We start from the raw sequence: 25513 nt of genomic DNA, 5'->3' as shown, positions 1-25513 counted from the left end.
TTGTAAACGGTTAATTTTTGAAATATCTATCTACCAAACGCAATTAACACCAATAAAATCACCCTATCACCCGTTGACACCCTGATATAAAGCGATTAAAATTCATAATGAATACGTATTTAAAACCGGAGGGAAAATCATGGTTTCTTCAAAGGATGTTGCAAAAGAGGCAGGTGTTTCACAGCCAACCGTCTCCCGTGTATTGAATAGCCCGACAAAAGTAAATAAAGAAACACTAAATAAAGTGCAAAAGGCAATGAAAAAGCTAAACTACCGCCCTAATTTGGTCGCACGCAGTTTGAAGCAGCAAAAAACGGAATATATCGCTTTGATATCCGGCCCCCTGCATAATCCTTTTTTTGTTGACTCCACAACGGCTATTGTTAACTATGCGAAAGAGCAAGGGTACCACACGCTTGTTTATTTTGAAGATCAGGGGGATAATCTTTCCGTTTATGAGGAAGTTTTGAAACAGCAGGTAGATGGCATTATTTTATCATCCATTTTTGTAGACGATCCAATTTATGATGAACTTGTTAATTCGAAAGTGCCTTTTGTCATGTTTAACCGCCGTTATCAATCAGAAGGAAATTACGTGGAAGTAAATAATAAAAAGGCCGGCAAACTCGCCGCAGACCATTTATTAGAGCTGGGCCATTCAAAAATTGCCTGGATTGGAGGGCCAACCTATGCGTCAACGTTCCAGGGTAGATTGGAAGGATACCAAGAGGCAATGGAAACAACAAATCATCCGGTGAATCAAGCGTGGGTGAAAGAAACCAATACGACAGAAGAATCCGTGGTACAAGCTGTTAAGGAATTATTATTGCTAGAGGATAGACCGACGGCAATTTTTGCAGCTACCGATTCAATTGCCCTTCATTGTCAAAATTATTTACTCCAAATGGGGTACCAAATACCGGAACATTTTAGTATTTGCGGGATGGACGATATTGGTATAACCGCACATAAAGCGATTCAAATGACGACATTGTCACATGAATCTGATAAACCAATGGGAATGTATGCAATTGAACAACTAATACACTTGATGAAAACAGAATCAGAAGAGAAGAGAAAATTTATGCAGCTGACCCTGGAGCCGAAGCTGATCATCCGTGGGACAACCGGGCCAAACCACTCATGAGGGATGTGAGGGGGCAAAACAAAGAAGTCGAACTGCTCAAAGAATGCATTATATTAAAGTTCAACCGATCCTACAAATCACGAAAGAAGGTGTTAATAATGAAACCACATGACTTATTGCTAATATCTAGCTGGGGGGATCTACAAACTAGTGATTATGAAGATATTCCTGAATGGGTAAAAACATCCTTATCAACTTCGCCTATTGTCGTCGTGAGATGGGGAACAACATCTGGAGTAAAAATCCCAGTTGGAATACGAGGGTCTAATAAAGCACAGCGGTACGCGGCTTATATAATGCCAACAAGCGTGAAGGCTCATTATCGACCAGCTGATCTTACGAAGTTAGGGCCCGAATACTTACACTTATCCGAGGCAAAAAGAACATTTAAGGGGTTAAAATCATTGTTTGATGATGCTTTAGAATGGGGGCCAGCTGGAAGTGTAGGTTTTGAAATGGTATCAGGGCAAAAAGTTACGACGTTAGATAGTGACTTTGATATTGTGATAACGCCGCAGGAAACTTTGGGGATAGATGAGGCGCGAACTTTACTTGAAAAATTAAGCACCTTTTCAATGTTTATTGATGCACAAGTGCTATTACCTGTAGGAGCCTTTTCACTAAGGGAGTGGGCAAAGGGTAGAGGGGTATTGCTCAAAACAGCAAATTTACCGCAGCTTGTAGACGACCCCTGGAGGTGGATTTGATGAATTAAAGTGCGACGCAAGGGTATTTAATATGTTGCTAACGCTTATTAAATCAGAAAATTCCACCATTTGATTTCGATTTGTAGTATAAGTTCTCTATTTAACAATTTTTGATACATACTTCCAGTTAGGAATCCTAGCTAAAATAAAAACCTCTACACAATAGGAAGGGAATCAAAAAGATGGTACAAGGGATCTCTTATACCATCTAACTCGGCGAATGCCAAGTGGCTATTCTAAAGAATGGGAGAGGTAATCTAAGAACAGAAAGCAACCTTGATAGATTAGGACAATTACCAAATTTCAATTTGGGATAAATCATTTCATGGTTCATTTCATTGTTGCTCTATTTCATATAATCTTTTAGTACATCATCATTGTGTTTTTCCAATAATTGTTGTGCTTTTTTTAGTTCATTGGACTGCAGGTATTGTATGAGTAAAAAATGTTCTTTCAGAGATTTAGTAATTTTCCCTTCCTTAGAGAAAGAATTGCTTTGTACAGTTAATAATGGGGTTCCGAGACGATTATATATGTCATTGATCATTTGACTTCTACTCATATCTATAATGTGTTGGTGAAAAGAATGATTAAGCCTTGCATACTTACCAGGAGCTTTTTCATTTTGCATTTCCTCAAGCTTTTTATTCATCAATTTTAAACCACCTTCATCGATACCAGCAGTCACAATTCTTTTCATTGCTAATGACTCTAGAAAGTTCCGGATTTCCAAAAGATCGAAGATTTCAGTTTGTGAATATTTACGTACAAGCGCAGCCTTCCGTGGAGGTTTTTCCACAAGTCCCTCTAACGTTAAAATATAGAAAGCATCACGAATAGGTGCCCGACTGATACCATAAGTCTCTGCATAGCTATTCTCTATAAGCTTATCACCTGGCTTAAGCTCACCAGAGATAATTTGTTCAGTGATATATGCAGCAATCTGATGTGAAAGTGCATCCTTATTAATTTGATTTGCCATAGTCTACTTACCCCCACCAATGGTCTACTAGTGATATTATGATAAGAAGACCCAAAGAAAGGATCCCCTCGTGTTAATCATACCATTGTTTCAACATTTCTTCTCTTACTTTGATAGAGAGAGCTCGACTTTTCTTAGCTAGTGATGAATGTAGTCTATTCTTTAAACTACGATTTTCTTTTGATAGGATATCATCAACCGCTTGTTGCAGCCTATTACTAACACTATCCACATCCTGTTTAGTAGGTTGATCAGCATGTATACCACCAACAAGTTCATGTAATGCTCCTAGTGTTTGGAAGGAATGAATATCATATGCCATTGCAGGTGCATCTTTAGTGACCCGCTCCAGCTCATCAATTGTTCGTTTCGTCACCCTTGCCGCTGATCCCTTAGACATAACGTGTACATTGACTTCTTCATTATCGAATGCGATTAAACGGTTGGCTTGCAACCCATGGCTAAGGAATGCCCCCGAAATGGCTTTTCCTACAAGTAGAGCTACAATCGGATGACCTGCAATACGCGCCTCTGCATATGCATTCACGGCAGCCGCAAAAGCTTGGTGTATACCCAATAACTCCTCCTTATAGCCATATGCCTGACTCGGAACGTCAACGATCGCTATGATAGGGCGACGTTGATCTTTGCTCGCATCAGCAGCTACAACTTCTTTAATTGCTTGAGCAAGCGCCCACCCTTCTTCTAATCCAATTTCTCCTTCTCTTACTCGCGAAAAAGGATTATGGGGATCTGGCCCTACGGTAATGTAACGTGCTGATTCGTCCCCCAGATTGGCATCTCCATACCAAACAGTTGGTGCCCCTTTTGTTTTAGGACATTTAAGTGACGTTAAAGCATAAAACCATTTTTGCCCGCGGCTGCTAGCTTCTGGAGGAGATTGCTTTGCGTCAAATTCAACAAACCTCCGTGATGTAGAAACAAGCTGCCGAAAATTATTAGGTGTAATGTCTTTATTAGGATCGACTTGTTTAAGTAAAGAAAGGTTTTGTTCTATTTGAGTACATTTTGATTTAGATAGTTGATTTGCGAACGCCTTTCTTACCGAAGTGGCGATTTGCTTTACATCGTCTTCAACGAGCTCATCTGCTAGTGATGTAGCCACACGCTGTGCGCCTCCAATGCTTTTCCAAATAAGAGGACGGTCTTTACTGTCCAATTCGGAGATGCCTGCTTCTTGTTCAACGACTTCTGGTCCATTCAAACCGAGACGACCTTCAGTAGTCATAATCAATTTATCAAACAAGCCCGCAGTGATAGACATACCACCAAAGCTACCTATTTTCCCCGGAATTACACCGATTACAGATACATATTTCCTTAGAGCGACAACCGATGCCTGGATCTCTGCGATGGCCAACAATCCATAGTTGGCCTCTTGAAGACGGATTCCTCCAGTGTCAAGAATTATCACTGGACGTGTTTTAATACCGTTATAATAATCTTCTAAAACCATCTCTAAAGCTGCTGCAATCTTAGCTCCGGAGACTTCCCCAATTCCACCTCCTTGAAATCCACTTTCGATGGATATAACTACCGCTGATTCCCCATCCATTTCTCCCTTTGCTACAATAACGCCATCATCGTTCTGTGGAACAATTCCTTGTTTTTCCAAATGCGGTGAAGCCATACGATCAAAAGGACCTAGTATTTCGCGAAATGAACTCGAATCTAGAAGTTGTTCCGCTCTTTCTCGTGCATTACACTCTACAAAACTTACTCTTTTTCCAAGATTATTCATGTTGTTGGCTCACCTCCCATGCCTGTTCCAAACGGAGATTAACTACTCCTGGCGTTGCTCCAAAATCATTAATCTCTATAGAAGCAGCAAGATCATGAGTTGAAAAAAAACGATCCAAAATCGCCTCCCATGTTCCTGCAAATCCTTTTGTTCCTGTACGAATATACACGTGGGTCTCTTGCAGATCCTGTGGCTCCATTAGAATTTCCAAATCTCCAGATCCTACTACCCCTACATGAACGAGCTTTTTCAATGGTGTTTTAGCCTGATAAGAAAATTTTATTGTTTCCATCTGGGAAACCTCCTTTTATTGATTTTCTATCTTATCTAAAAATAATGTAGCTGCTAATAGATCAGCACTACCACCAGGGGATACTCCCATTTCAATCATTTCTTTATTTAGACGTTTAAGTTCATTCCAGTTTAGCTTGTTGTGTTCAATAATTTTACTAGCCCTTTTCTTGACGATTGTCAAAGCCGAATAACCACCTCGATAAAGAATACACGTATCATCAAGTTCAGCCATAATAGCAAATAGGGTATAAAGCTGTGCTGTATTTTCACTAAACCCTTGCATGCGTGTGTTTTGGAGCATTGGTAGACCGATATTAATGATATGAGGGAACCCATTTGTTGCTTCGCCCTTAGCACCATCTACATTATATTGCTTTTGCACTTTTATGCCATTTGTATCTCTGTTTCCCTGATAACAATCGTCTGGAAAGCGGGCAAGTTCAGCCGCAAGACGACAAACATCACGACTATTCTTAACAAACGGCGTTAAGAAAACAGAAGCAGCTGTTAATAATCCAAGAGCCCATATTGCACCCTTGTGTGTATTTACACCTCCAGTAGCATGAAGCATTTCTACCTCGCCTTTACGACCAATTTCGGCTATCCTTTCCCGCAAATATTGGGAAGGATGTTTATTCATTGAAATATTAGCGATTCGTTTAAACATTAATTCTAATGATAGTGCGGAGCTTTCCATGAGCGCAAGATTCATATCACTATGGGATCCACTGTCACAACGGTCAACTAAACCTGGTTTAGGAGTTAATCGAACTTCCGCAAGCAAAGATTCTGTCGCTTGTTTACCTCTTAAACCATCTGAGATATTATTTGACGTATTTACAATACTCATGACCAATAGCTCCTGAATTGTTGTGGGGGGTCATATAAGTCGTCAGACCAAGTTACCAAGTCTTCTACGCTTTGTGCAGCTAATAGAGAACGCTTGGCATCAGAGCGACGAATGCCTAGATCTTCAGGATAGGCCACGATACCCTGTGAGCGTAACCGTTCTTTTTGCTTCAAGCTTTGCTCTTGCCCAGCAGGAGTAACACCTGCTACGGCAGCAATTGCTTCTTTTCGCTCAGCGATACTATTAGTTTTATAGAGATAAGCAACCCCCTCCTCGGTAACGAGATGAGTCACATCTTCACCATATATCATAACCGGAGGTATATCTAAGTTGGCCTCTTTCGCTACATCAATAGCATCAAGCCGTTCCACGAAAACTGGGTTATTTCCTTGCTGATGTGTCTCCATCATTTGAACAACAAGTTTTTTACCCCGAACCAACGTTTCTTCCGGTTTCATCATATCAAGCCATGCGGGGGTCGAGTGACGTCTTCCTTTAGGGTCATGCCCCATATTCGGTGCACCACCAAACCCTGCTAGACGACCCTTAGTAACTGTGGACGAGTTCCCTTCGTAATCCATTTGCAGAGTAGAACCTATAAAGAGGTCAACGGCATATTGGCCTGCCATTTGAGAGAGTGTCCGATTCGACCTAAGTGTTCCATCTCGGCCGAGAAAAAAAACATCTGAACGAGCTGAAATATATTCTTCCATACCTCGCTCTCCACCGAAACAGTGAATGCTATCTATCCAACCACTTTCTATTGCAGGAATAAGCGTGGGATGTGGATTCACAGCCCAATGCTGACAAATCTTACCTCGTAAACCGAGCGATTCACCATAGGTTGGCAGAAGTAACTCAATAGCGGCTGTATTGAATCCGATTCCGTGATTTAATGATTGAACTTGATGCTTTTCATAGACTCCTCGTATCGTGATCATTGCCATTAATATTTGAATCTCTGAAATATGACGGGGGTTTCGTGTAAACAATGCTTCAAGTTGGTAGGGGTCTTTAGCGACAACGATGACATCAACCCATGAAGCAGGTATATCCACTCTTGGTAATTCTTCCACTTGCTCATTCACTTGAACAATGACGATGCCTTGACGAAAAGCAGTAGCTTCTATAATTGTGGGGGTCTCTTCCGTATTTGCACCTGTATAAAGATTTCCAGCTTCATCTGCCTTGTCAGCAGCTACAAGTGCAATAGAAGGAATTAAATCAATAAATAAGCGACCGTATAATTCTAAATAAGTATGGATATTTCCCATTTCCATTTGACCATCATCAATCATTTGAGCCACACGTAAGCTTTGTGGCCCTGCGAAGGCGAAATCTATTCGGTTGGCGATTCCTTTTTCAAAGATATCAAGATGTTCAGGCCTCGAAATACTGGACATAATCATATGAAGCTCTTTTACTATATCTGAATTTACACTAGCAAGTGCAGTTGATAGAAATGAAGCTTGTTTTTGGTTATTTCCTTCTAAAACAACTCTATCTTTCGGCTGAATCAATGTCTCTAGTACTTCAGTAATATGATCAGTCGCAACATATTTCCCCTCTAAATGAGGATCAGCCTTTTGCATGCGCTCATTTTTTTCATCTCTTCTCGTTGTCCATGAACGTTTAAGATTAGAATTTTGAATCATTGTTATCTATCCCTTCTAAGAAAATTTGTTAATGATTCCACATTATTTACTACTGAAAGTGCACGTGCTTCTTCAAAATTTTGGTTGATTAGGTCTGTGTAAACATCCCCAGGAGGAAGTTGCACAAATTGACGAACACCACGTTCATATAACATAGTCATACCATCATGCCAACGCACTGGCGCCTCAATATTAAATGCTAGATCTCTTTGGATAGATACTGGATCACTCAGCATTCTCGCTGTCCTATTTGCGATATAAGGTACTTCGGGGCTTGCGATGTCCAAAGTATCTAGTTTTTGATCGAGACTTTTCCCTAATTCTGAGAATAACGGACAATGAGAAGGGATACTAACATCTAACCATTGCACCCCTCTTGCCCCCTTTTTACTAGCTATTTTAAAAGCGTACTCAATACTGTCTCGATACCCAGAAATAGCAATTTGACTGGCGGAATTTTCGTTAGCAATATAAACAGTATGGCCTTTATCACGACATTCTTTCAATAGGATATCAACAACGTTAAAAGGCAATCCTTGAATAACCCCCATACCATAACCTACGGGGAAAGCTGCTTCCATCTCTTCTCCACGGTACTTCACAACCTGAAGTGCATCCTCGAAAGAGAGCACATTTGAAATCACTGCAGCAGCGTATGCTCCCACAGAATGCCCAGCAACAAATTTAGGTGTAACGCCTTCTGCCATGAGTGCTCGTGCACAACTTACACCCATGGTAAGCATGGATAGTTGTATATTTCTGGTTGATATAAGGGCACTAGGTACACACCAATCATAAGGATTTTCATCTAAACAAGCACCAGCTCTTTCTATCACTTCATATATTTTCGTGTGGTTTGGAAGGGAGTGCAACATGTTTGGGAATTGTGAACCTTGACCTGGAAATAAAAATGTAACCAATTTACCTCACCTCCTAGCAATTGTAATCAACCATATAGTTAACCCTAGATTATTTATAAAGGAAAAATTTAAACGCCGAAAGTAGCTCTCATGATTAGAAATATAACCGATGGGCCTAGCAAACAGCTGAGTCCCGTATAAAAAGTAGCAGTCAACGCCCCATAGGGAACAAGTTTTGGATTCGTGGCCGCTAGTCCTCCAGAAACACCGCTCGTTGTCCCCAATAAACCGCCGAAAACAATTGCAGAGCGAGGATTGTTTAAACCAATGTATTTTGCTACAAAAGGTGTTGCGGACATTGTAAGCACAGATTTCATTAGTCCAGCTGCAATACTTAAGGTGATTACCTCAGAGCTAGCACCAATAGCAGAGCCCGTAACAGGACCGGCAATATAGGTGGCTGCCCCAGCCCCGATGGTTGTTAAACTAATTGCGTCGGTGTATCCGAACATCAATCCAATGACTATTCCAACGACAAACGATAGAATAACTCCTACGAAAAGAGAAATCACCCCAACTAAGCCTGCCCGTTTTAGTTCATTCATACTTGCACCGAAAGCAGTGGCAACAATGGCAAAATCGCGCATCATGGCACCACCCAATAGACTTATTCCTGTAAATAATTGAACATCGGCTATCCCACTGTCGCCACCGGAATGAACTCCGCCAATGTATGCTAGAACGAGTCCAAGAACAATTGCAATCGCTGATCCATGGACATGACCGCGTGTTAAATAACGTGAGATAAGGTATGCAACAAACATAATCGCACCTATAAGTGCAAAAGCGAATACTAGGCCATTATCGACAAACACATTAAATAAATCATCACTCATAGTATTCTTCTATCCTCTCCAGGATCATAAGTATCCTTTCGGTTTCTTCCAATTTTGCTAATGAGAGGAACAAATAAGAATCCCGCAATTACGGCAGAAACACCAGCGGTTATCGCTAACGGGCCACCTTCTATTGCTCCTACCACATTTTGATTAGCAGCCATCGCTACAACAATTGGGATATACATCGCTCCCCAGAACGATAACCCGTCTTGGGTCGGCATGCTTAAGCGTCCTCGTTTTTTAAAAGCATCTATAACGAGAACCAAAATGAGCATTGCGATCCCTACTCCACCAACATTAGCTTGCACACCAATCACAAATCCGAACACTTCTCCAAGAATGATACCGACAATTGTACACACAGCTAACAAGGATACACCATAAATAACCATAAAACCCTCCCCTTGGTAATCGCTTACAAAATTGCATACAGTCGACTATTTGCTAATGAATATGATACTGATTATTAAAAGAGAAGTCAAACAATATTTTGATAATATTAATTATTCCATAAATTGCGTCTATAATTTATCAACAATTTATTTAGCGTCAGTGCTACTTCGAGCTGGATCAGAAATAGATAATAACCGAAGGGATAGCTTCATCAAACCATTCGTGATTGGTTGAAAGACTCCCACCAGACACAAGAGTTATACAAAAAGTGAATGACCATCCAGGAATCGATAAGTATGTCAAAAAGCTTGATGGCCTAACATTTATCACTACTTTTATTTACACCCAACTCAAAGGATTAGAAAATTCTGGGCGAATAGAAGTATTAGTAAACCCCAACTTTTCCTAAATCTGGGTGATATACCGACTGAGCTTTTATAGGTAATGATGCATAGTGAAAACCGGAAATGTGAATCGCCTCTTACAATTGGTAGAAGCTTTAGATAGCGAAGAGAACAAAATTTTGATTGCGAAAATCAGTGCACACCAGTGACCTCTATCGCGAAAACGGTGGCAAATGAATTGTTTTTCAAATGGGCATAGGCTTGAAAGGCTTTGAGAATCAAAATCACTTATCCATCATCAAGCATGTCCGGGCAACGGTTTTTCCCACCAATCATGTTGAAAATATAAAGGAATTGCAAATACAGCAGGTTGAACAAATACCTTTACTTTAGCTGTCTGATTTTCACCCTCATCGAACAGTTTTAAAAAATCTGTTTATGGCCAAGGGGAAAGTATGTTCTTTTTTAATAAGTATATGAATATTCAATTACTTTAATAGTTTTCTAATAAATTACTTTCATTTCCAATTATGAAGATATGGATGTCAATTTCAGACTCAGCCTTTTTAAAATAGAGTGCTTTGGGGGTAACCACCGTACCGTACCTTTTTGAACACGCTCTATAATAAGAGTATTAAACAAAGTAGGATGAGATAAAAGTGGGAGTATGATACTTAATACTTAATAAGATCGGTGGGTTGGAAGGATAAGACAGAAAACCTTTATGTTAGCTAATGAATGATTTCATTGAACGGTTAGCACCCAAAAACTACGATGTTTTAATTTTGTTTCAGGGCCTTTTCATAAAAATTTAGCGCCATTTTTAGCGATCTGCTAATTTTTATGAAGTTAAAAAGCCCTTAACCACCTATATAGTGGCTGGGGCCATCTTTTGAAGTTTTGGGCGATGATGGAGGCAAATATCCATGTTTTTTGACGCACTTGTCCCCTGACAGGCAAATGCTCCCATGGACACGCTCGTTTTAAGACAGATGGCACACCTTCCACACCTGCCCGAAAGTTAGAAAGTTCCCGATGTCTTTCTGTTCCAATCTTGGCACGTGTTTGGTCGGTACGTCTTTTCTTTTCGCTGAATGAAACGTGGTAGGCTTTCTTTTGTTCTTTTACTTGGCACTGGTTCAAGAGCGGGCATGCTTGGCAATGTTCTTTGTAGAATTTGGCTGTGTATATTTCTTTTTCGGCATCATAAATAGACACACTTGGCTTATACCCTTGTGGACAACTTGTGATCTCGCGCGTTTCCGGATCAATTTCGAACTTATCCACACCAACGTAGTCCTCCGGTACAGACACTAGCGTTGCATAAACTTTTCATACAAAAGTCAAGCGATTTATTTAGTTGAAAATTAAGAGTAATGGTAATTTTCACTTTAAAAATGCATAAAAAAACCTTATAATTAGGGTATGGTAGTCCTGTCCAAATCCCTAATTATAAGGAGCAACCATGGACAATAATACCATAAAAACTGTATTCAAGGAATACATTCATCCATTAGATTCAAAAGTAATTCAAAAAATGATTGACCACGTCGGGCTTGATAAGTATGTCAAAAAGTTCGATGTACTGGCATATACGAAAACTTTTATCTATGCACAACTAAAAGAACTAGATAATCTTCAGCGAGTAAGTGACACGATTAAACGTCAGAAAACAGTTCAAAGATTAGTGGGCATAGAAAGTATTAATAAATCACAACTTTCCCGAAAAAATAGGGAGATCCCACACGAAATGTTTGAGGTAATCCTCCATCATTTAATTCAAAAACTGCATCATACACTTGGACCGAGAATGGTAAGCAAAGAACTTGGAAAGCTTCATCTGATTGATTCATCAACCATTTCAATGTGTCTGAGTCAATATGAGTGGGCAGATTTTCGAGATACAAAAGCTGGGGTGAAGATGCATACCTCCATTTCCTTTTGCGATGATCTTTCTTACCCAAATAAAGTTATTCTTACACCGGCAAGACCTGCAGATGAAACACAGCTGGATGCATTGATTGTGCCGGATAAAAACGTGCTTCATGTATGGGATCGAGGCTATTTCAACTTTGATAAATTTGACGATTACTCGAAAAATAATATTCGTTTTGCTACACGCATTAAAAAGAATACGGTGGTACATGTAATCGAAGAATTACCCGTTGACAGTTCTTCTCCAATCACCCGTCATGCCATCGTGAAAATGGGAAACATGAAAAAACCAGTTCAATTAGTAGAAACACGAGACAGTGAAGGAAATCAAATTAGAATTGTGTGTAATGATGCGAAACTGAGTGCACAGGAAATCAGTGATATTTATCGTAATCGCTGGCAAATTGAACTTTTTTTCAAATGGGTAAAGCAACATCTCATTATCAAAAAGTTGTATGGAAAAAGTGAAAATGCCGTATATAACCAACTATACTTAGCTATGATTGTGTTCTGCTTAACGCTTTTGATGAAAAACAAAATAGGCTATAAAGGTACACTTATGCAAATGCTTCACTGGATTAGTGATTGCTGGTCTAAATCAATGACAACTTTTATTTCCAACGTATTCAAGGCACCTGAACGCACATCCAGTGGAAGACGACGGCAAGAGCACGAAAAAATCTTTGAAGAAACCTTAGCACAATACGAATCTGGAGATGTTTTGCACTTAGATGATCAACTATATGATCCAATTATTTAATGAATAGTATATAAAATTCAGAAAATGGATGAAGGGCTACCTTTAGCGCCTATTGTCTTTTTTTCATAAATAAAACAAAGTATATATCAGAAAATTGAGATATCCGTTATTGGGCCTGAAATTTAATAGTTGACTTTTTCAAAACTTTTTTATGCAACGCTAGTGCGGTACAGAACGGCCGGTCATTTGGGGAAAGTTGATTTCAAGGCCTTTCTCCTCCGCGTGTTGAATAGTTTCCTGACGATAATAAGCGCCGTCCACAGCCAGGGTATCGATTTCGTTAGCCAACGGATGATCTTTGACAAAGTCCTCGCCAAATCCTTAATTAGCAAGCAAGTCTTCTTGTTAAACAAAACGAGAATGTGTAATCGTATTCATAATATCCAAAACGACAAGATCCTTTTTGAGAAAATACGATTGGCATACTGGGCACCTAATTAGATTCTTGAATAATCGTTAGCTCTCTCATAACAGTTATTGGTTAGTGGTTATCCACTAATATCTACTGAGTTTTTTATTATACACGAATGATACTGATTTAATTTGAAAACATGGATCATGGATATTGTAGAGCCACTGTCAAAAAACTATAAGCTTAAGCCTATTATTAGGTTAGTTACAGAATCCTTTCAATGAGAAATACCACAAGTACCATATTTGTAATATCCCTACTATGCAGTTTTAAACCATATCTGCCATAGATGTACAATTTTATAGATGCAGCTTCTTTTCCTTACACCATATCTCAGGCCCTATTCAACAATAGGGCCTGATTCATCATACATCTCTCTTAAATATGAGAAACAACAAATTCCGCTTCTCCAGAAAGTTCATATGTTTTTACACCATACGGCAAAATAAAATTACTTCCCTTCTCAATTGCAAAGGCCTTCCCGTCAACTACAATCTCTGCGCGTCCATCAACCACACTAACCTGCAAGAAATCCGCTTCTAGCTTCCGCGAAACCTTGCCATTAAGTTCCCAATGGTAAACCGTGAAATAGGACTCTTCCACGAGTTTTTTAATTTTGAGGTCTTCCACCATTGATTCCTGTTGACCCACGTTTGATTTCTGATGCGGTACTGTCGTCACTTGCTTGGCTCGATCCAGATGCAATTCCCGTTTTTTTCCTGCAACATCGGTTCGGTCATAATCATACACGCGATAGGTTATATCAGAGCTTTGCTGCGTTTCCAGAATAACGATTCCTTTTCCGATCGCATGAATCATGCCGCTTGGTACATAGAAGAAATCACCTGCCTGTACGTTTACATACTGCAATAAATCATCCCATTCTCCCGCGTCCATCATGCTCTCCAATTCTTCGCGGTTACTGGCATGATGGCCTATAACAAGTTTTGAATCCGGTTCGGCACTTAGGACATACCAACACTCCGTTTTTCCATAGGGGTGATCCTCTACTTCGCGTGCAAATGTATCATTCGGATGCACTTGTACAGATAGATCATCGTCCGCATCTAAAATTTTCACCAGCAATGGATAGGCTTCCTGATTATCGGCTTGTTTATGAAATAGTTCGCCATGGTCATTCCATGCATCAGCTAGTGTTCGACCTTCCAACGGGCCATTTTTAATCACACTTGCACCATTTGGATGGGCCGAAATCACCCACGCTTCTCCTGTTTTTTCAAAAGGGATATCATAACCATACTCGGTTTGCAGCTTTTTCCCACCCCATATACGCTCCTGAAATACCGGTTGCAAAAAAATTGGTTCATGGTACATCTTTTTTCCTCCATTCATCTTTCGTTTAAAAAAGAGAGCAAAAGAACTGCCCTCTTTTTATATAATCTCAAATCCCACTACTTAATCGTATCCAACAGTTCATATGCTTCTTCTTTCGAAGTAACGTGTAATAGCTTTTCTCTAAAATCCTCGTCCATCAATTGTCGTGACAGCATTTGTAAAATTTTCAAGTGATCATCTCCTGCACTTTCTTCTGGTACGGCAATCATAAAAATCAGTTTTGCATCCGTACCGTCCATACTCTGCCAGTCTACGCCATCATTTTTGATACCAAATGCAACTGCTGGGCGTTTGACAGCTGAAGACTTGCCATGTGGTATCGCAATGTTCATTCCAAGTCCGGTCGTGCCTTCATTTTCACGCGCTATGATAGCTTGTTTAAATGCTTGTGCAGATTTTAATAGATTGGATCCGTCCAGTTTGTTGATCAACTCTTCAATTACGTCATCCCGACTACTTCCAGTTAAATCGGTGTTTATCAAATCAATGGTTGTAATATCAGTGAGTTTATTAATCTCAACCGGCTCTTGCTCGGAGACTGACTCCGCCGAATCCGAATCCGAATCCGGATCCTGATCAGACTTACCTTGATCCGCTTCGTCATCCATAGTGCCAGCACCCCCAGCTACGACTGCTGAATTTTCCAATGAAACGTCTTTTTTCAAAAAATTTACCATTAATGCAGTAACAATCGAACCAACAATTGCTGCAACAAAGAACATAACCACATTGTTGACAGCTCCCAGTACCGCAACAATCGGTCCACCATGCGCTACCTGATTTCCCACACTTGCCATCATTGCGATGACAGAACCAGTCATAGAACCAACCATAATACTTGGAATAACACGAAGCGGGTCCTGTGCTGCGAACGGGATAGCTCCTTCTGTAATACCAAATAGACCCATCGTAAATGTAGCTTTTCCAGCTTCTCTTTCCGTTGACTGGTATTTCCGTTTCCTGAGGAATGTTGCTAGTCCCATTCCAATTGGTGGAATACAAATAGCAACCGCAATCGGTCCCATGATTGAGAAATTACCTTCTGCAATCATAGCAGCACCAAATAGAAAGGCCACTTTATTAAAAGGTCCCCCCATATCAACAGCAATCATAGCCCCCAGTATGAGTGCTAAGAAAATCGAGCTTGCACCCTGCATTCCTTCTAACCAGATTGTTAATGATTCGAAAACCTGCGCTACAGGCGCACCTACAACGAATATAAATAGCATTCCTACAATTAACGTAGAAAGGACAGGTATAAAAATAATTGGCATAACCGGCTGTATCGCATTCGGCACTTTCACTTTCTTAATACCTAATACAACATAACCAGCTAAGAAACCAGCAATAATCCCGCCGATAAATCCGGCATCTGCTTCACTTCCATACAAGCTTCCATTTACAGCGATAAATCCTCCAATAATACCAGGAACAAGGCCCGGCCGATCAGCAATACTTACCGCGATAAACCCAGCCAAAATTGGAACCATAAAGCTAAATGACGCAGCACCAATTGCTTCAATTTGTTTCCAAATTGAATCTTCTGGTATAACAAGCCCTTCAGGTGTCTGTTCGCCTCCAAAAGTTAGCGAAATAGCAATCAGCAATCCACCGACTACGATAAATGGAATCATATACGAAACACCATTCATCAAATGTTTATAAATGGGATTTTCCTTTTCTTTACGTTTATTCTTAGGCTCATCAGGTGTTTGTGAATCAGATTCACCTTTATAGATGGAGGCGTCACCACTTTGCACGCGCTTAATTAATTCTTCAGGCTGTCGTATCCCATCCTGTACTCCCGTTACAATTAATTTTTTTCCAGCAAAGCGTTCTTTTGATACCTCTTTATCACTGGCAATAATGATACCATCTGCTTCTTCAATATCTTTTGCCGTAAGTTCATTTTCCACACCAATCGATCCTTGTGTTTCCACCTTTATATCAATGCCTAGCTCTTCACCTGCTTTTTGCAGATTTTCCGCAGCCATATACGTATGTGCAATACCAACTGGACAAGCGGTAACCGCCAAGACTTTCATCTGTATTCCTCCCATGTATATAATAAGTAAACGTTTCCCATATTATATACCAAAGAAAACTATTAAAAATTTCTCTTTTTTACCGGAGTCATGGAAAAAATAGATTATTGCTTAAGAATCGGGATTATTTCGGAAATATCCTTAGCTTCAGACAGTGCTTTAATCAAAGTCGGTTGCTCACTAATTGATGAGATCTGTTGAATAATTTCTTTCGTTACCTTTTGATCATCCTCTGTTACGGCCAACAAGAACACAACCGAAACCATTTCAGTCCCCCATTCCAATGGTTCCTTCATGACCGCCAAAGCTACTGCTGAATGGTTAACCGTAGCAGGACGTGCATGTGGAATAGCAATCCCTCCACCGATTGAAGTGGCAGACGCCCTTTCCCGCAACAATGCACTATGCACAAATGTAGTATCTACCATCCCCTTATCTAACAAGGAATTCGCAAGCATTTCTACGACTTCAAACCGATGTTCCAAATCTACATTTACGCAAATAATGTCTTCATCGATTAATGATAATAGTATAGGAGATGCCTGCTCTCTCTCAGGCTCACTTTCCAACTTCTGAAAAAAATGATTTAATCTTTCTTTATCCTTCATTTCCAAAAGTGGGGAAATAACAATATGAGGGACAGGTATGTCTTTTAGTGACACCGTCGAGATAATAAAATCTACGGAATGATCTTTTAGAAAATCACTTACTTCTGATTTACCAATACAGCTTAAGACGTGCATTCCTTTATAATGCTGTTGGATTTTCGCTTGTAGCAAATTAGACATCCCAACACCCATATGACAAACGATCAGAACCCTTTTCATCATTACCTCTTGTTCCTGTAATCGCTCAATCGATGCCTGGAAATGAAGAACCAAATAAGCTGCCTCTTCTTCTGGAATATCTATATCATACGCCTCTTGTATGTCCTCCAGTACTAATACAATCATACTAAACATGTACGGATACATCTTTTTAATATCTGTTAAAAGTGGATTTCTAATCGGAAATCCAAAATTTATTCGATTTATAACAGCATGCATATGAACCATAAGCCCATCGATCAGTACCTTATCCACATCAAACTTTGTCATCGTCAATTGCTTTAATCGTGTCGCAAGTTTTCGGACGACATCCGATAAAAAGCCCCCCTCATCATACAGAAAGCTCTGAGTAGGGGGTTCTCTTTTCTTGCAACTAATGAGATGCCACGTATAATAAATCCTTTCATTTTCTGGAAAAGAAATACGTAATACATCCTCCAATTGTTTAAAAAACCATCCCGTCTGATCATACGCATCTGATTGATAAGTAGATGCTTTCTCTGAATCAGAAATCGCAACTGGGGATCGCTGTCTGATCCGTCTAATCATAATAAGGGCATGGATAAGAAGGCTTTCAAATCCTCCGTCCGTAAAAGCAAGTGCGTAATTAGTCCGTAGACCTTCTAATGCCTTTTTCACACTAGCTATTTCATAAGGTTGGAATAAATCAATGACATAATTTCGATCATTTGATAGGGAAGGAATAAGCTCCGATAGATGCGCAAGTGCACTGCGTTTATTTAACTCCGTTCCAGTGACTACATTTCCGAGTCGTTGCTTTGAAACAAGTGTAAGATCAAAACGATCCAGCCAGTCCGCTATGTTCTCCAAATCTTTCCTTATCGTCGCCTTGTTGATATAATACTTGGTTGCTAATTCTTGTAGCGTAACCGGTTTATTATTCGTTAACAGCTGGTAAGCAATTTCTATAACACGCTCTTCATCCGTTTTTGGTTCCATTTGAAACAAATGGTGAAATAGTAATAACTGTTCTTCTTCGTCTATTTCCATATATATACCAATACCTGGTTTACGAACAAGGTGGGCACTTGGATAGGCTAGTAAAAATTCCTCTATATGCTTCAAGTCATTCCGTACCGTTTTTTCTGAGCAACGAAGCTTATCAGCCAGAGTCTGAGTCTGAACAGGTAGAGCTTCTTCAGAATCCGTCAACAGAATATGAAGTAATTCCTTTTGTCTATTGTTCATGAACACACCAACTTATTTTTTTGAGACTTTCAGACTTTCGTATGACGTCATTCTATCAAATATTTGACGTGATTACTTGCATGATAACTTATTTGGTATAACATGTACTAAATAAACATTCCCACGCAGAAAAGCGATTACCTTAAAAAGGCGATCGCTTTTATTTATTGAATACTCTCAACAGTTTCTCTTACAAGTAAGATCCGTCATTGTATTATACTCCAATTCCTAATGAGAATAGGAAAACAGATCTATAATGTAAAAAGGTAAACCTCATGTCAGTGAGACCTTACTATTCATCCTTTGAAAAAAATATTATATATAGTCAACATTTATCAATTAAATTAGAAGCATCCAAACACAGTCTTCTTTCATAAACCTTCTATCTTAATTGCTTTAGCCACACGCCTTTCAAATGTATAAACATACTGAAAACCAGCTTCTTTTGCCATAGAAAGTGCATCTTCCAACATAGATCCTACTGTTTCAGCACGATGAGAATCCGAACCAATCGTCAAAATTTCTCCGCCCAGTGATCTATAATGTTTTAAAATATCCATTTTAGGAAATGCCTCATTTACTTTTACATTGGATAAGCCAGATGTATTAATCTCCAAACCAATCCCTCGTTCAATTGCCTTTTGCAAAATAAGCTCGATTATCTCCTGAAAGTCTACAAAGTTATAATTCCCAAGCGGATCCATTGCATACCGTTTCATTAAATCAAAATGAGCAATAATATCGATATCAGCTTTCGATACCAGCTCATACAATTCTTCAAAATATCCCTGGTAAACATCATGAATTTCTTTTCCTGTCATGTATTTCCTTAGTTTCTCTTCATTGATATTATGAACAGAACCAAGAATAAAATCTAAATCCAAATCCTCTAATGCTTGTTCATATTCCTTCGTCAACAGGTTGGGCTCACATAACTCGATGCCAGCTTTGATTGTCAAACTTCCCTTATACTTTTCACGGCAGGCATTGATTTGTGAAAAATACCGATCAAAATCCATATGTCCATAGGTAGGGACGCGGGGATTAACAGAGAAATGTTCAGTAAAACAAATTTCATCTATTCCTTTAAGTATTGCTTGATCACAAACACCATTCATGCTTGCCTTCGAATCAAACGAGTTATCCGTATGATGATGATATTCAGTAAGGTACACTATTTACATCTCCTTTTGCATATACAAACAACATAAACAAGGTAACCTCTAATACTAGGTTACCTTGTTAAGCTATATATTAATGTAATCCTTTAAATGTTTTAACAACATTCTCTACAGTAAATCCATATTTTTTAATAACTTCATCTCCGGAACCAGATGCCCCAAATGTATCTATACTCATCACAGACCCAGCGCTTCCTGCATATTCTCTCCAACCAACCTTAGAACCCATTTCTATAGTTAAACGTTTTTCTAGGTTACTTGGTAACACACTTTCTTTATATCCTGATGTTTGTTCTTCAAATAAATCCCAGGATGGCATACTAACGACATTGACAAATAGTTCATCCTTAGCCAATTCTTCTTGTGCTTCAAGCGCTAAATGTACCTCAGACCCTGCAGCTATTAGAATACCGATAGGGCTTTCTTTTGCCTTTGAAATAACATAAGCTCCTTTCCGCACACCTTCTGCCGCCAAAGCATCTGTAACCTTCAATGTTGGTAAACCCTGTCTCCCCAAAACTAGCATTGTTGGTTTTCCTGCTTGTGCTACCGCCACTTTCCATGCTTCTTTTGTTTCGTTTGCATCTGCAGGTCGAATAACAGATAGACCTGGCATTGCTCTAAACGAAGCTAACTGTTCAATCGGTTGATGAGTCGGTCCATCCTGACCTACAGCTATACTATCATGTGTAAACACATATGTTACTGGTACTCCCATAAGAGATGCCAATCTTATGGCAGGTCTTAAGTAATCTGAGAATACAAAGAAGGTACTTACAAATGGTCTTAAATGATGTAAAGCTAATCCATTTGCAATAGCTCCCATAGCAAACTCACGAACACCAAACCATACATTTCTTCCAGCATAGTTTTCACTATTTAAATCATCAAATTGCTTTAATCTTGTTTTAGTCGAAGAATCCAAATCTGCCGATCCACCAATTAACTCTGGCACATTATTTGCCAATGCATTTAATACTTCACTTGCTGAAGCTCTTGTAGCAAGCGTATCTTTCTCTGTATAAGAAGGTAGGTTTGAATTCCAATCTGCAGGAAGTTCACCTTTTATAACTCGTTTGAATTCACTGGCCAATTCAGGATATTTCACTTGGTATTGATCAAATAATTGATTCCATTCTTTTTCCTTCTTTTCCCCGTTGCCTATAATACTACTGAAATCATTATAAACTTCTTGTGGAACATGAAATTCCTTTTTATAATCCCAATTATAAAACTGCTTCGCTTTATTAACCTCATCTTTCCCCATAGGATCACTGTGAGCATCACTAGTGCCCTGAATGGAAGGCGCCCCATAACCAATAGTAGTTTTTATTTCTATAATTGTTGGACGGTTTTCCTCAGATTTTGCTTCTTTCATGGCATTTTCAACAGCTTCTATATCGTTCCCGTCTTCTACAAACAGATACTGCCATTGATAAGATTCAAATCGTTGTTTAATATCTTCGGAAAATGAACGATTAAGTTCTCCGTCTAAACTAACGTCATTAGAATCATACAATACAATTAAGCGTCCAAGATTCATATGACCCGCAAATGATGCAGCCTCGTATGAAACTCCCTCCATTAAGTCACCATCACCACAAATGGTATAGGTATAATGATCAACAATTGGGAAGTCGTTTCGGTTATATGTTTCTGCCAAATGTCTTTCTGCTAATGCTAATCCTACACTAACAGGAATGCCTTGCCCAAGTGGCCCAGTAGTAGCTTCAACCCCAGGAGTAATTCCAAATTCAGGATGTCCAGGTGTTTTACTACCCCACTGTCTAAACCGCTTCAATTCATCCAATGATAATTCATAGCCAGCAAGATGAAGCAAACTGTACTGTAACATCGAACCATGACCTGCCGACAATACAAATCTATCTCTATTAAACCAGTTTGGATTCTGTGGATTCATATTCATAATATTTCTCCAAAGAGTGTAAGCCATCGGAGCAGCCCCCATCGGCATTCCCGGATGACCATGCTGTGCTTTTTCTACACTATCAATTGTAAGTGTGCGTATTGTGTTAATCGATAATTCCGATACAGCTCTCATAGATGTAGTCATTGTTATTCCTCCTAATATCAATATTTTTTGATTTGAATAAAAGAACTTTTGAATTATTTTTCTTCCGTGTTCACTTTTTTCTTACCAAAAGGTATAGCCATTAATACCAAGATAACAATCAAACTAATAACGATTGCAATAGGACCTGCATAATTTGCTAAAGAGCCAAAGAATATACCTGAAACCGCAAAGTCTGCATCGGAGAAGGTCGTGTTAGCAAATCCTAAATCTCCTAATACCGGTAACAAGAATACTGGTAAGAAGGAGACAATTATACCGTTTACAAAAGAACCAGCAATAGCTCCTTTAAATCCTCCAGTTGCATTTCCTAGTACCCCTGCTGCTGCACCTGTAAAGAAATGTGGCACAACACCTGGGAGTATAATCGTACCTCCTGATATAAACATAATAATCATACTAACGATTCCACCAATAAAGCTGGAGAAAAAGCCCATTAAAACGGCGTTTGGTGCATACGTATAAATGATGGGTACGTCAAGCGCCGGTTTAGCATTAGGTACTAATTTAGTGGAAATACCTTTAAATGCCGGCACAATTTCAGATAACACTAATCGAACGCCTGATAATATGATAAATACGCCAGCTGCAAAACTACCACCCTGTATGAGGGAAAACACGAGATAGTTTGTACCACCACTTAATTCACTCTCAATAAATGCCGGACCAGAAACTATAGCAACAATAAAATACATGACAATCATGGTTAAGGCAATACTTACCGTGCTGTCCCGTAGAAAACCAAGACCTTGTGGAAAATTGATGTTTTCAGTAGAATTCTTTTTGCTGCCTTTGAATAACTTTCCTATTAAACCACTAATTGCGTACCCAACCGCACTGAAGTGACCCAAGGCAACATTATCATTTCCTGTAAGCTCCCTCATAAAAGGTTGTAGAATTGCTGGTGATAAAGTCATAACGATACCAAGTGCTACAGAACCAGCCGCAATTAACGGAACTGTATTAAATCCTGCAACTGCCATAATGACAGCAAACATACAGGCTAGGTACATGGTATGGTGCCCTGTTAAAAAGATATACTTATATCTAGTAAATCTTGCAATTAATACGTTGACAATCATTCCAAAGAACATAATCAAAGCAGTATTTGTTCCGTATTCATTTAGAGCTAAAGCAACAATTGCTTCATTATTGGGAACAACACCCGCTACATTAAATGCCTCCTGAAACATTTCACCAAATGGAGCCAATGCTGTTTCCAATATCCCTGCACCAGCTGCGATTACCAGAAACCCTACAAAAGTTTTTGTAGTTCCTTTCATCGTGTCAGATAAATTTTTTCTTTGTGCAATTAAGCCTATCAACGCTATTAATGCAACTAATATTGCAGGTTCACTTAAGATATCTACCAGCGTACTTAATAAGCCATTCATGAAAATTCCCTCCCTCGTTTAACAATCATCTCTTAAATTAGATTTTTTTCCTCAGCCACCTTTTTTACTTTTTCTCGTAATTCATCCATATCAATAATATTATCCAAAACAACAATTTCCCCTAAATGTTCTCCCCCTTCGGCAATATCTTTAGCTAAGAAGAAAACATCTGCATCCCCTGGTGTAGCGGAGCTTAAATCTGAGTGGGATACTTCTATTCCCGAAACTCCCAATTCCTCTAACACCTGATTAATATTCATTTCCACCATAAAACTTGTTCCTAATCCTGATCCACATACAGCTAAAAATTTCATTATTTTCCCTCTCCCTTTTCAATAATTTTAATAATCTCTTCTGCTGTTTCCGCTTCTTTTATAGATTGAAGCATTATATCATCACCTAAAAGCTTGGTTAACTGTGCTAATGCTTTTAGATGGGCTTCATTATCAATTGCTGCCAGACAAATAAAAACATCAATTTCATGTTCTTTCTTATCTAATAGTAAAACCGGTGACTTCGTTCTTAAAAATGACATCCCTAATTGCTTTACACCGGATTCCGGTCTGGCATGGGGAATAGCTATTCCTTTACCAATGTGAATGTATGTCCCTATTTCTTCTACATTTTTGATCATTTCATCAGTGTATTCCTGCTGGATTTTATTCGCATCCAATAAAGGTTGCGCTGCACCTGAAATAGCCTCCCTCCATTCTAATTTTTGATCCGTGAATTGTATCATATCTTTTGTTAATAGTTCTGAAAGCATTGGTTTATAACTCCCTTTTTCTGTTTTTGGTAAGTAAAATAAATTGACGAGTTCAGAAAAAAGTTTTTGCTCATCTTTTATTACCGTGTGTTTATTTATAACTTCCATTAGCTGATCCACAGAAAAGTTTCTATAATTTAATCTGGGAAATTTTGAAGACACCGCTTGAATCAAATAGTTTTTTTCGACATGAGATAATAGGGGCTTGACAATATATACGGGTTTAACTGATTCAATTTCTAGTGTCGAAAATAATAGATCATAACTAATTGTCGGAATATCATGTATCTGTTCCGCAGTGTGGACCCTGGAAAATTGAATATCCGGAAACATTTCACTTAATTGCGATCTGAGCATTATCGATGAACTGACACCATTTGAACAAACAATTAATGCATTTAACTTCTCCGCATTGGAACTTTTATCCATTTCGAGATATCCTCCGAAATGAAGCGTAAAAAAGCCAATTTCGGATTCACTTATGTTCTTTCCAGTCCACATAGATAATGGAGCTAGTGACTTTTTTACAAACTGGAATAATTCGGTATACTCATTTTTAATTCTTGTTGTCAATGTATTAACCAATGGGCTTTCAAAAGAAATTCTGAAAAAAGCAGGTACTAGGTGATTATATAAGCTTTGCTTTAATGCTTTTTTATTTTTAATGGGTAGCAGTGTATTCATTTCAAATTCCTTGATGATTTGCTCGGCTAATTCTTCTAATGCTGGATTATCATTACGCTTCACTTCTTCCTGTGCGATAAGTAATTCGATAGTCACGTAAAAGGATTCAATCCCCTCTCGTTCAAATAGCTTTTGCGCTAGCACTGTGCCTTTTTCAAATAAGCTTTGACGACGTATTAATTGCTTTTCATATTCTGTGAAAAATAACTCTTTTCCCTTATTACGTACGCTGATAAAAGTTAGGTGAAGAATCATTTCCGCTTTTCTGCTTTTCACAAGTTTTATTTCTTCTGCTTTTAAAAACGCATCAATTAACTCTTGTATCCTAATAAAACACTCGTCTTGACCCCATGATTTCAATGACAACATAATTATTTCTTTGCCAAGTGGCTGGGTTAATAAATAGTCAATACAATAAGATGACAATCGCCGCTTGTCTAATTCACTCCCTTCCAAATGATAACCATCCATACGCGTGTACACTAATTCAATACCCCACGCAGCACACAGTTGTTTAGTTTTTTTCACATCTGTTAAGGCGGTATTTTTACTTACCCCAAGCATTAGCTGATAATGATAGTTGGAAATTGATTCCTTTCGTATGAAAGTATACAAATAGATTAAAAAAACTCTATCCTCTTCAGATATAACAATCTGGTTGGCATTTATATCTAAAGGAAGCTCAGAGTGCATCAATTCTATTACTTCGGGATCAATTATAAAGAATTGATTTGACATCTCAATTTGTGGTATATCAATACTAAGCAGTGCTTCATTAATTTTTTCAAAATCATAATTGAACTGTCTTTCTGATAGATCTAATGTTCTAATAACTTCCGTCTTTGTCATATGATCATGCTTGAGTATCTCTTCAAAGAGTTTATAAGATCTTTGATCAAACAAATGGATCCCTCCATTTCTTTCTTAACTTAATTGTAAAACGGTGACAGTACTTATTC

The 25513-nt window shown here is 38.8% G+C and carries 20 protein-coding genes; 3 read left to right on the top strand and 17 right to left on the bottom strand.

Going from position 1 to position 25513, the window contains the following annotated elements:
* The first annotated feature begins 139 nt into the window (after positions 1 to 139).
* Both OLD84_RS06280 and OLD84_RS06275 read left to right on the top strand, forming a co-directional pair.
* A complete protein-coding gene (locus OLD84_RS06280; RefSeq protein ID WP_209463201.1) occupies positions 140 to 1147 on the top strand; it encodes a LacI family DNA-binding transcriptional regulator in 1008 nt (335 codons plus the stop codon).
* A 98-nt stretch (positions 1148 to 1245) separates the two neighbouring features.
* Positions 1246 to 1854 carry a malonate decarboxylase holo-ACP synthase gene (locus OLD84_RS06275; protein WP_209463200.1) on the top strand — a complete coding sequence of 203 codons (609 nt, stop codon included), beginning with the start codon at positions 1246 to 1248 and terminating at the stop codon, positions 1852 to 1854.
* A 346-nt stretch (positions 1855 to 2200) separates the two neighbouring features.
* Here OLD84_RS06275 and OLD84_RS06270 read toward each other — a convergent pair whose 3' ends face one another.
* The 9 genes from OLD84_RS06270 to OLD84_RS06230 all read right to left on the bottom strand — a co-directional run bounded on the left by OLD84_RS06270 (position 2201) and on the right by OLD84_RS06230 (position 11180).
* On the bottom strand, positions 2201 to 2836 hold the full coding sequence (locus OLD84_RS06270) for a GntR family transcriptional regulator (protein WP_209463199.1): 636 nt from the start codon (positions 2834 to 2836) through the stop codon (positions 2201 to 2203).
* A gap of 73 nt (positions 2837 to 2909) precedes the next feature.
* Complete coding sequence (locus OLD84_RS06265; RefSeq protein WP_209463198.1) at positions 2910 to 4598, bottom strand: biotin-independent malonate decarboxylase subunit beta; 1689 nt, start codon at positions 4596 to 4598, stop codon at positions 2910 to 2912.
* A complete protein-coding gene (locus tag OLD84_RS06260) occupies positions 4591 to 4890 on the bottom strand; it encodes a malonate decarboxylase subunit delta (protein ID WP_209463197.1) in 300 nt (99 codons plus the stop codon). The genes OLD84_RS06265 and OLD84_RS06260 overlap by 8 nt, the downstream gene beginning before the upstream one ends.
* Positions 4891 to 4905: 15 nt before the next feature.
* On the bottom strand, positions 4906 to 5742 hold the full coding sequence (locus tag OLD84_RS06255; protein ID WP_209463196.1) for a triphosphoribosyl-dephospho-CoA synthase: 837 nt from the start codon (positions 5740 to 5742) through the stop codon (positions 4906 to 4908).
* Entirely contained in the window at positions 5739 to 7397 is a 1659-nt protein-coding gene (mdcA, locus tag OLD84_RS06250) for a malonate decarboxylase subunit alpha (protein WP_209463195.1), read from the bottom strand. The genes OLD84_RS06255 and mdcA overlap by 4 nt, the downstream gene beginning before the upstream one ends.
* 2 nt (positions 7398 to 7399) lie before the next feature.
* Positions 7400 to 8317 carry an ACP S-malonyltransferase gene (locus tag OLD84_RS06245; protein WP_209463194.1) on the bottom strand — a complete coding sequence of 306 codons (918 nt, stop codon included), beginning with the start codon at positions 8315 to 8317 and terminating at the stop codon, positions 7400 to 7402.
* A 68-nt stretch (positions 8318 to 8385) separates the two neighbouring features.
* On the bottom strand, positions 8386 to 9153 hold the full coding sequence (gene madM, locus OLD84_RS06240) for a malonate transporter subunit MadM (protein ID WP_209463193.1): 768 nt from the start codon (positions 9151 to 9153) through the stop codon (positions 8386 to 8388).
* Entirely contained in the window at positions 9150 to 9548 is a 399-nt protein-coding gene (gene madL, locus OLD84_RS06235; protein WP_209463192.1) for a malonate transporter subunit MadL, read from the bottom strand. The genes madM and madL overlap by 4 nt, the downstream gene beginning before the upstream one ends.
* A gap of 1194 nt (positions 9549 to 10742) precedes the next feature.
* Entirely contained in the window at positions 10743 to 11180 is a 438-nt protein-coding gene (locus tag OLD84_RS06230) for a transposase (RefSeq protein ID WP_209463191.1), read from the bottom strand.
* A 178-nt stretch (positions 11181 to 11358) separates the two neighbouring features.
* Between OLD84_RS06230 and OLD84_RS06225 the strand changes: the two genes are divergently transcribed.
* Entirely contained in the window at positions 11359 to 12588 is a 1230-nt protein-coding gene (locus tag OLD84_RS06225; RefSeq protein ID WP_264917220.1) for an IS4 family transposase, read from the top strand.
* A 790-nt stretch (positions 12589 to 13378) separates the two neighbouring features.
* Here OLD84_RS06225 and manA read toward each other — a convergent pair.
* The 8 genes from manA to OLD84_RS06185 form a co-directional block, all read right to left on the bottom strand.
* Positions 13379 to 14335 carry a mannose-6-phosphate isomerase, class I gene (manA, locus tag OLD84_RS06220; protein WP_209463612.1) on the bottom strand — a complete coding sequence of 319 codons (957 nt, stop codon included), beginning with the start codon at positions 14333 to 14335 and terminating at the stop codon, positions 13379 to 13381.
* 77 nt (positions 14336 to 14412) lie between these two features.
* Positions 14413 to 16401, bottom strand: a complete 1989-nt coding sequence (locus OLD84_RS06215) for a PTS fructose transporter subunit IIABC (RefSeq protein WP_209463613.1) — start codon at positions 16399 to 16401, stop codon at positions 14413 to 14415.
* A 104-nt stretch (positions 16402 to 16505) separates the two neighbouring features.
* The gene (locus tag OLD84_RS06210) at positions 16506 to 18437 is read right to left on the bottom strand and encodes a BglG family transcription antiterminator (RefSeq protein WP_209463614.1); all 1932 of its coding nucleotides are present in this window, start codon (positions 18435 to 18437) and stop codon (positions 16506 to 16508) included.
* A 371-nt stretch (positions 18438 to 18808) separates the two neighbouring features.
* Positions 18809 to 19612 (bottom strand): histidinol-phosphatase HisJ family protein, encoded by an 804-nt coding sequence (locus tag OLD84_RS06205; protein ID WP_209463615.1) that lies wholly within the window; start codon positions 19610 to 19612, stop codon positions 18809 to 18811.
* 79 nt (positions 19613 to 19691) lie between these two features.
* Positions 19692 to 21692 carry a transketolase gene (tkt, locus tag OLD84_RS06200; protein WP_209463616.1) on the bottom strand — a complete coding sequence of 667 codons (2001 nt, stop codon included), beginning with the start codon at positions 21690 to 21692 and terminating at the stop codon, positions 19692 to 19694.
* Between the two features lie 53 nt (positions 21693 to 21745).
* A complete protein-coding gene (locus OLD84_RS06195) occupies positions 21746 to 23104 on the bottom strand; it encodes a PTS ascorbate transporter subunit IIC (protein ID WP_209463617.1) in 1359 nt (452 codons plus the stop codon).
* Between the two features lie 32 nt (positions 23105 to 23136).
* Positions 23137 to 23418: a PTS sugar transporter subunit IIB gene (locus OLD84_RS06190; protein WP_209463618.1), complete on the bottom strand. Its 282-nt coding sequence runs from the start codon at positions 23416 to 23418 to the stop codon at positions 23137 to 23139.
* Positions 23418 to 25457 carry a BglG family transcription antiterminator gene (locus tag OLD84_RS06185; protein ID WP_209463619.1) on the bottom strand — a complete coding sequence of 680 codons (2040 nt, stop codon included), beginning with the start codon at positions 25455 to 25457 and terminating at the stop codon, positions 23418 to 23420. The genes OLD84_RS06190 and OLD84_RS06185 overlap by 1 nt, the downstream gene beginning before the upstream one ends.
* Positions 25458 to 25513 lie beyond the last annotated feature (56 nt).

The organism is Virgibacillus natechei (assembly GCF_026013645.1).
Classification (GTDB): Bacteria; Bacillota; Bacilli; order Bacillales; family Amphibacillaceae; genus Virgibacillus_L; species Virgibacillus_L natechei.
Note: the sequence above shows the minus strand (reverse complement) of the source record. Positions and strands in the feature narration are given on the sequence as shown.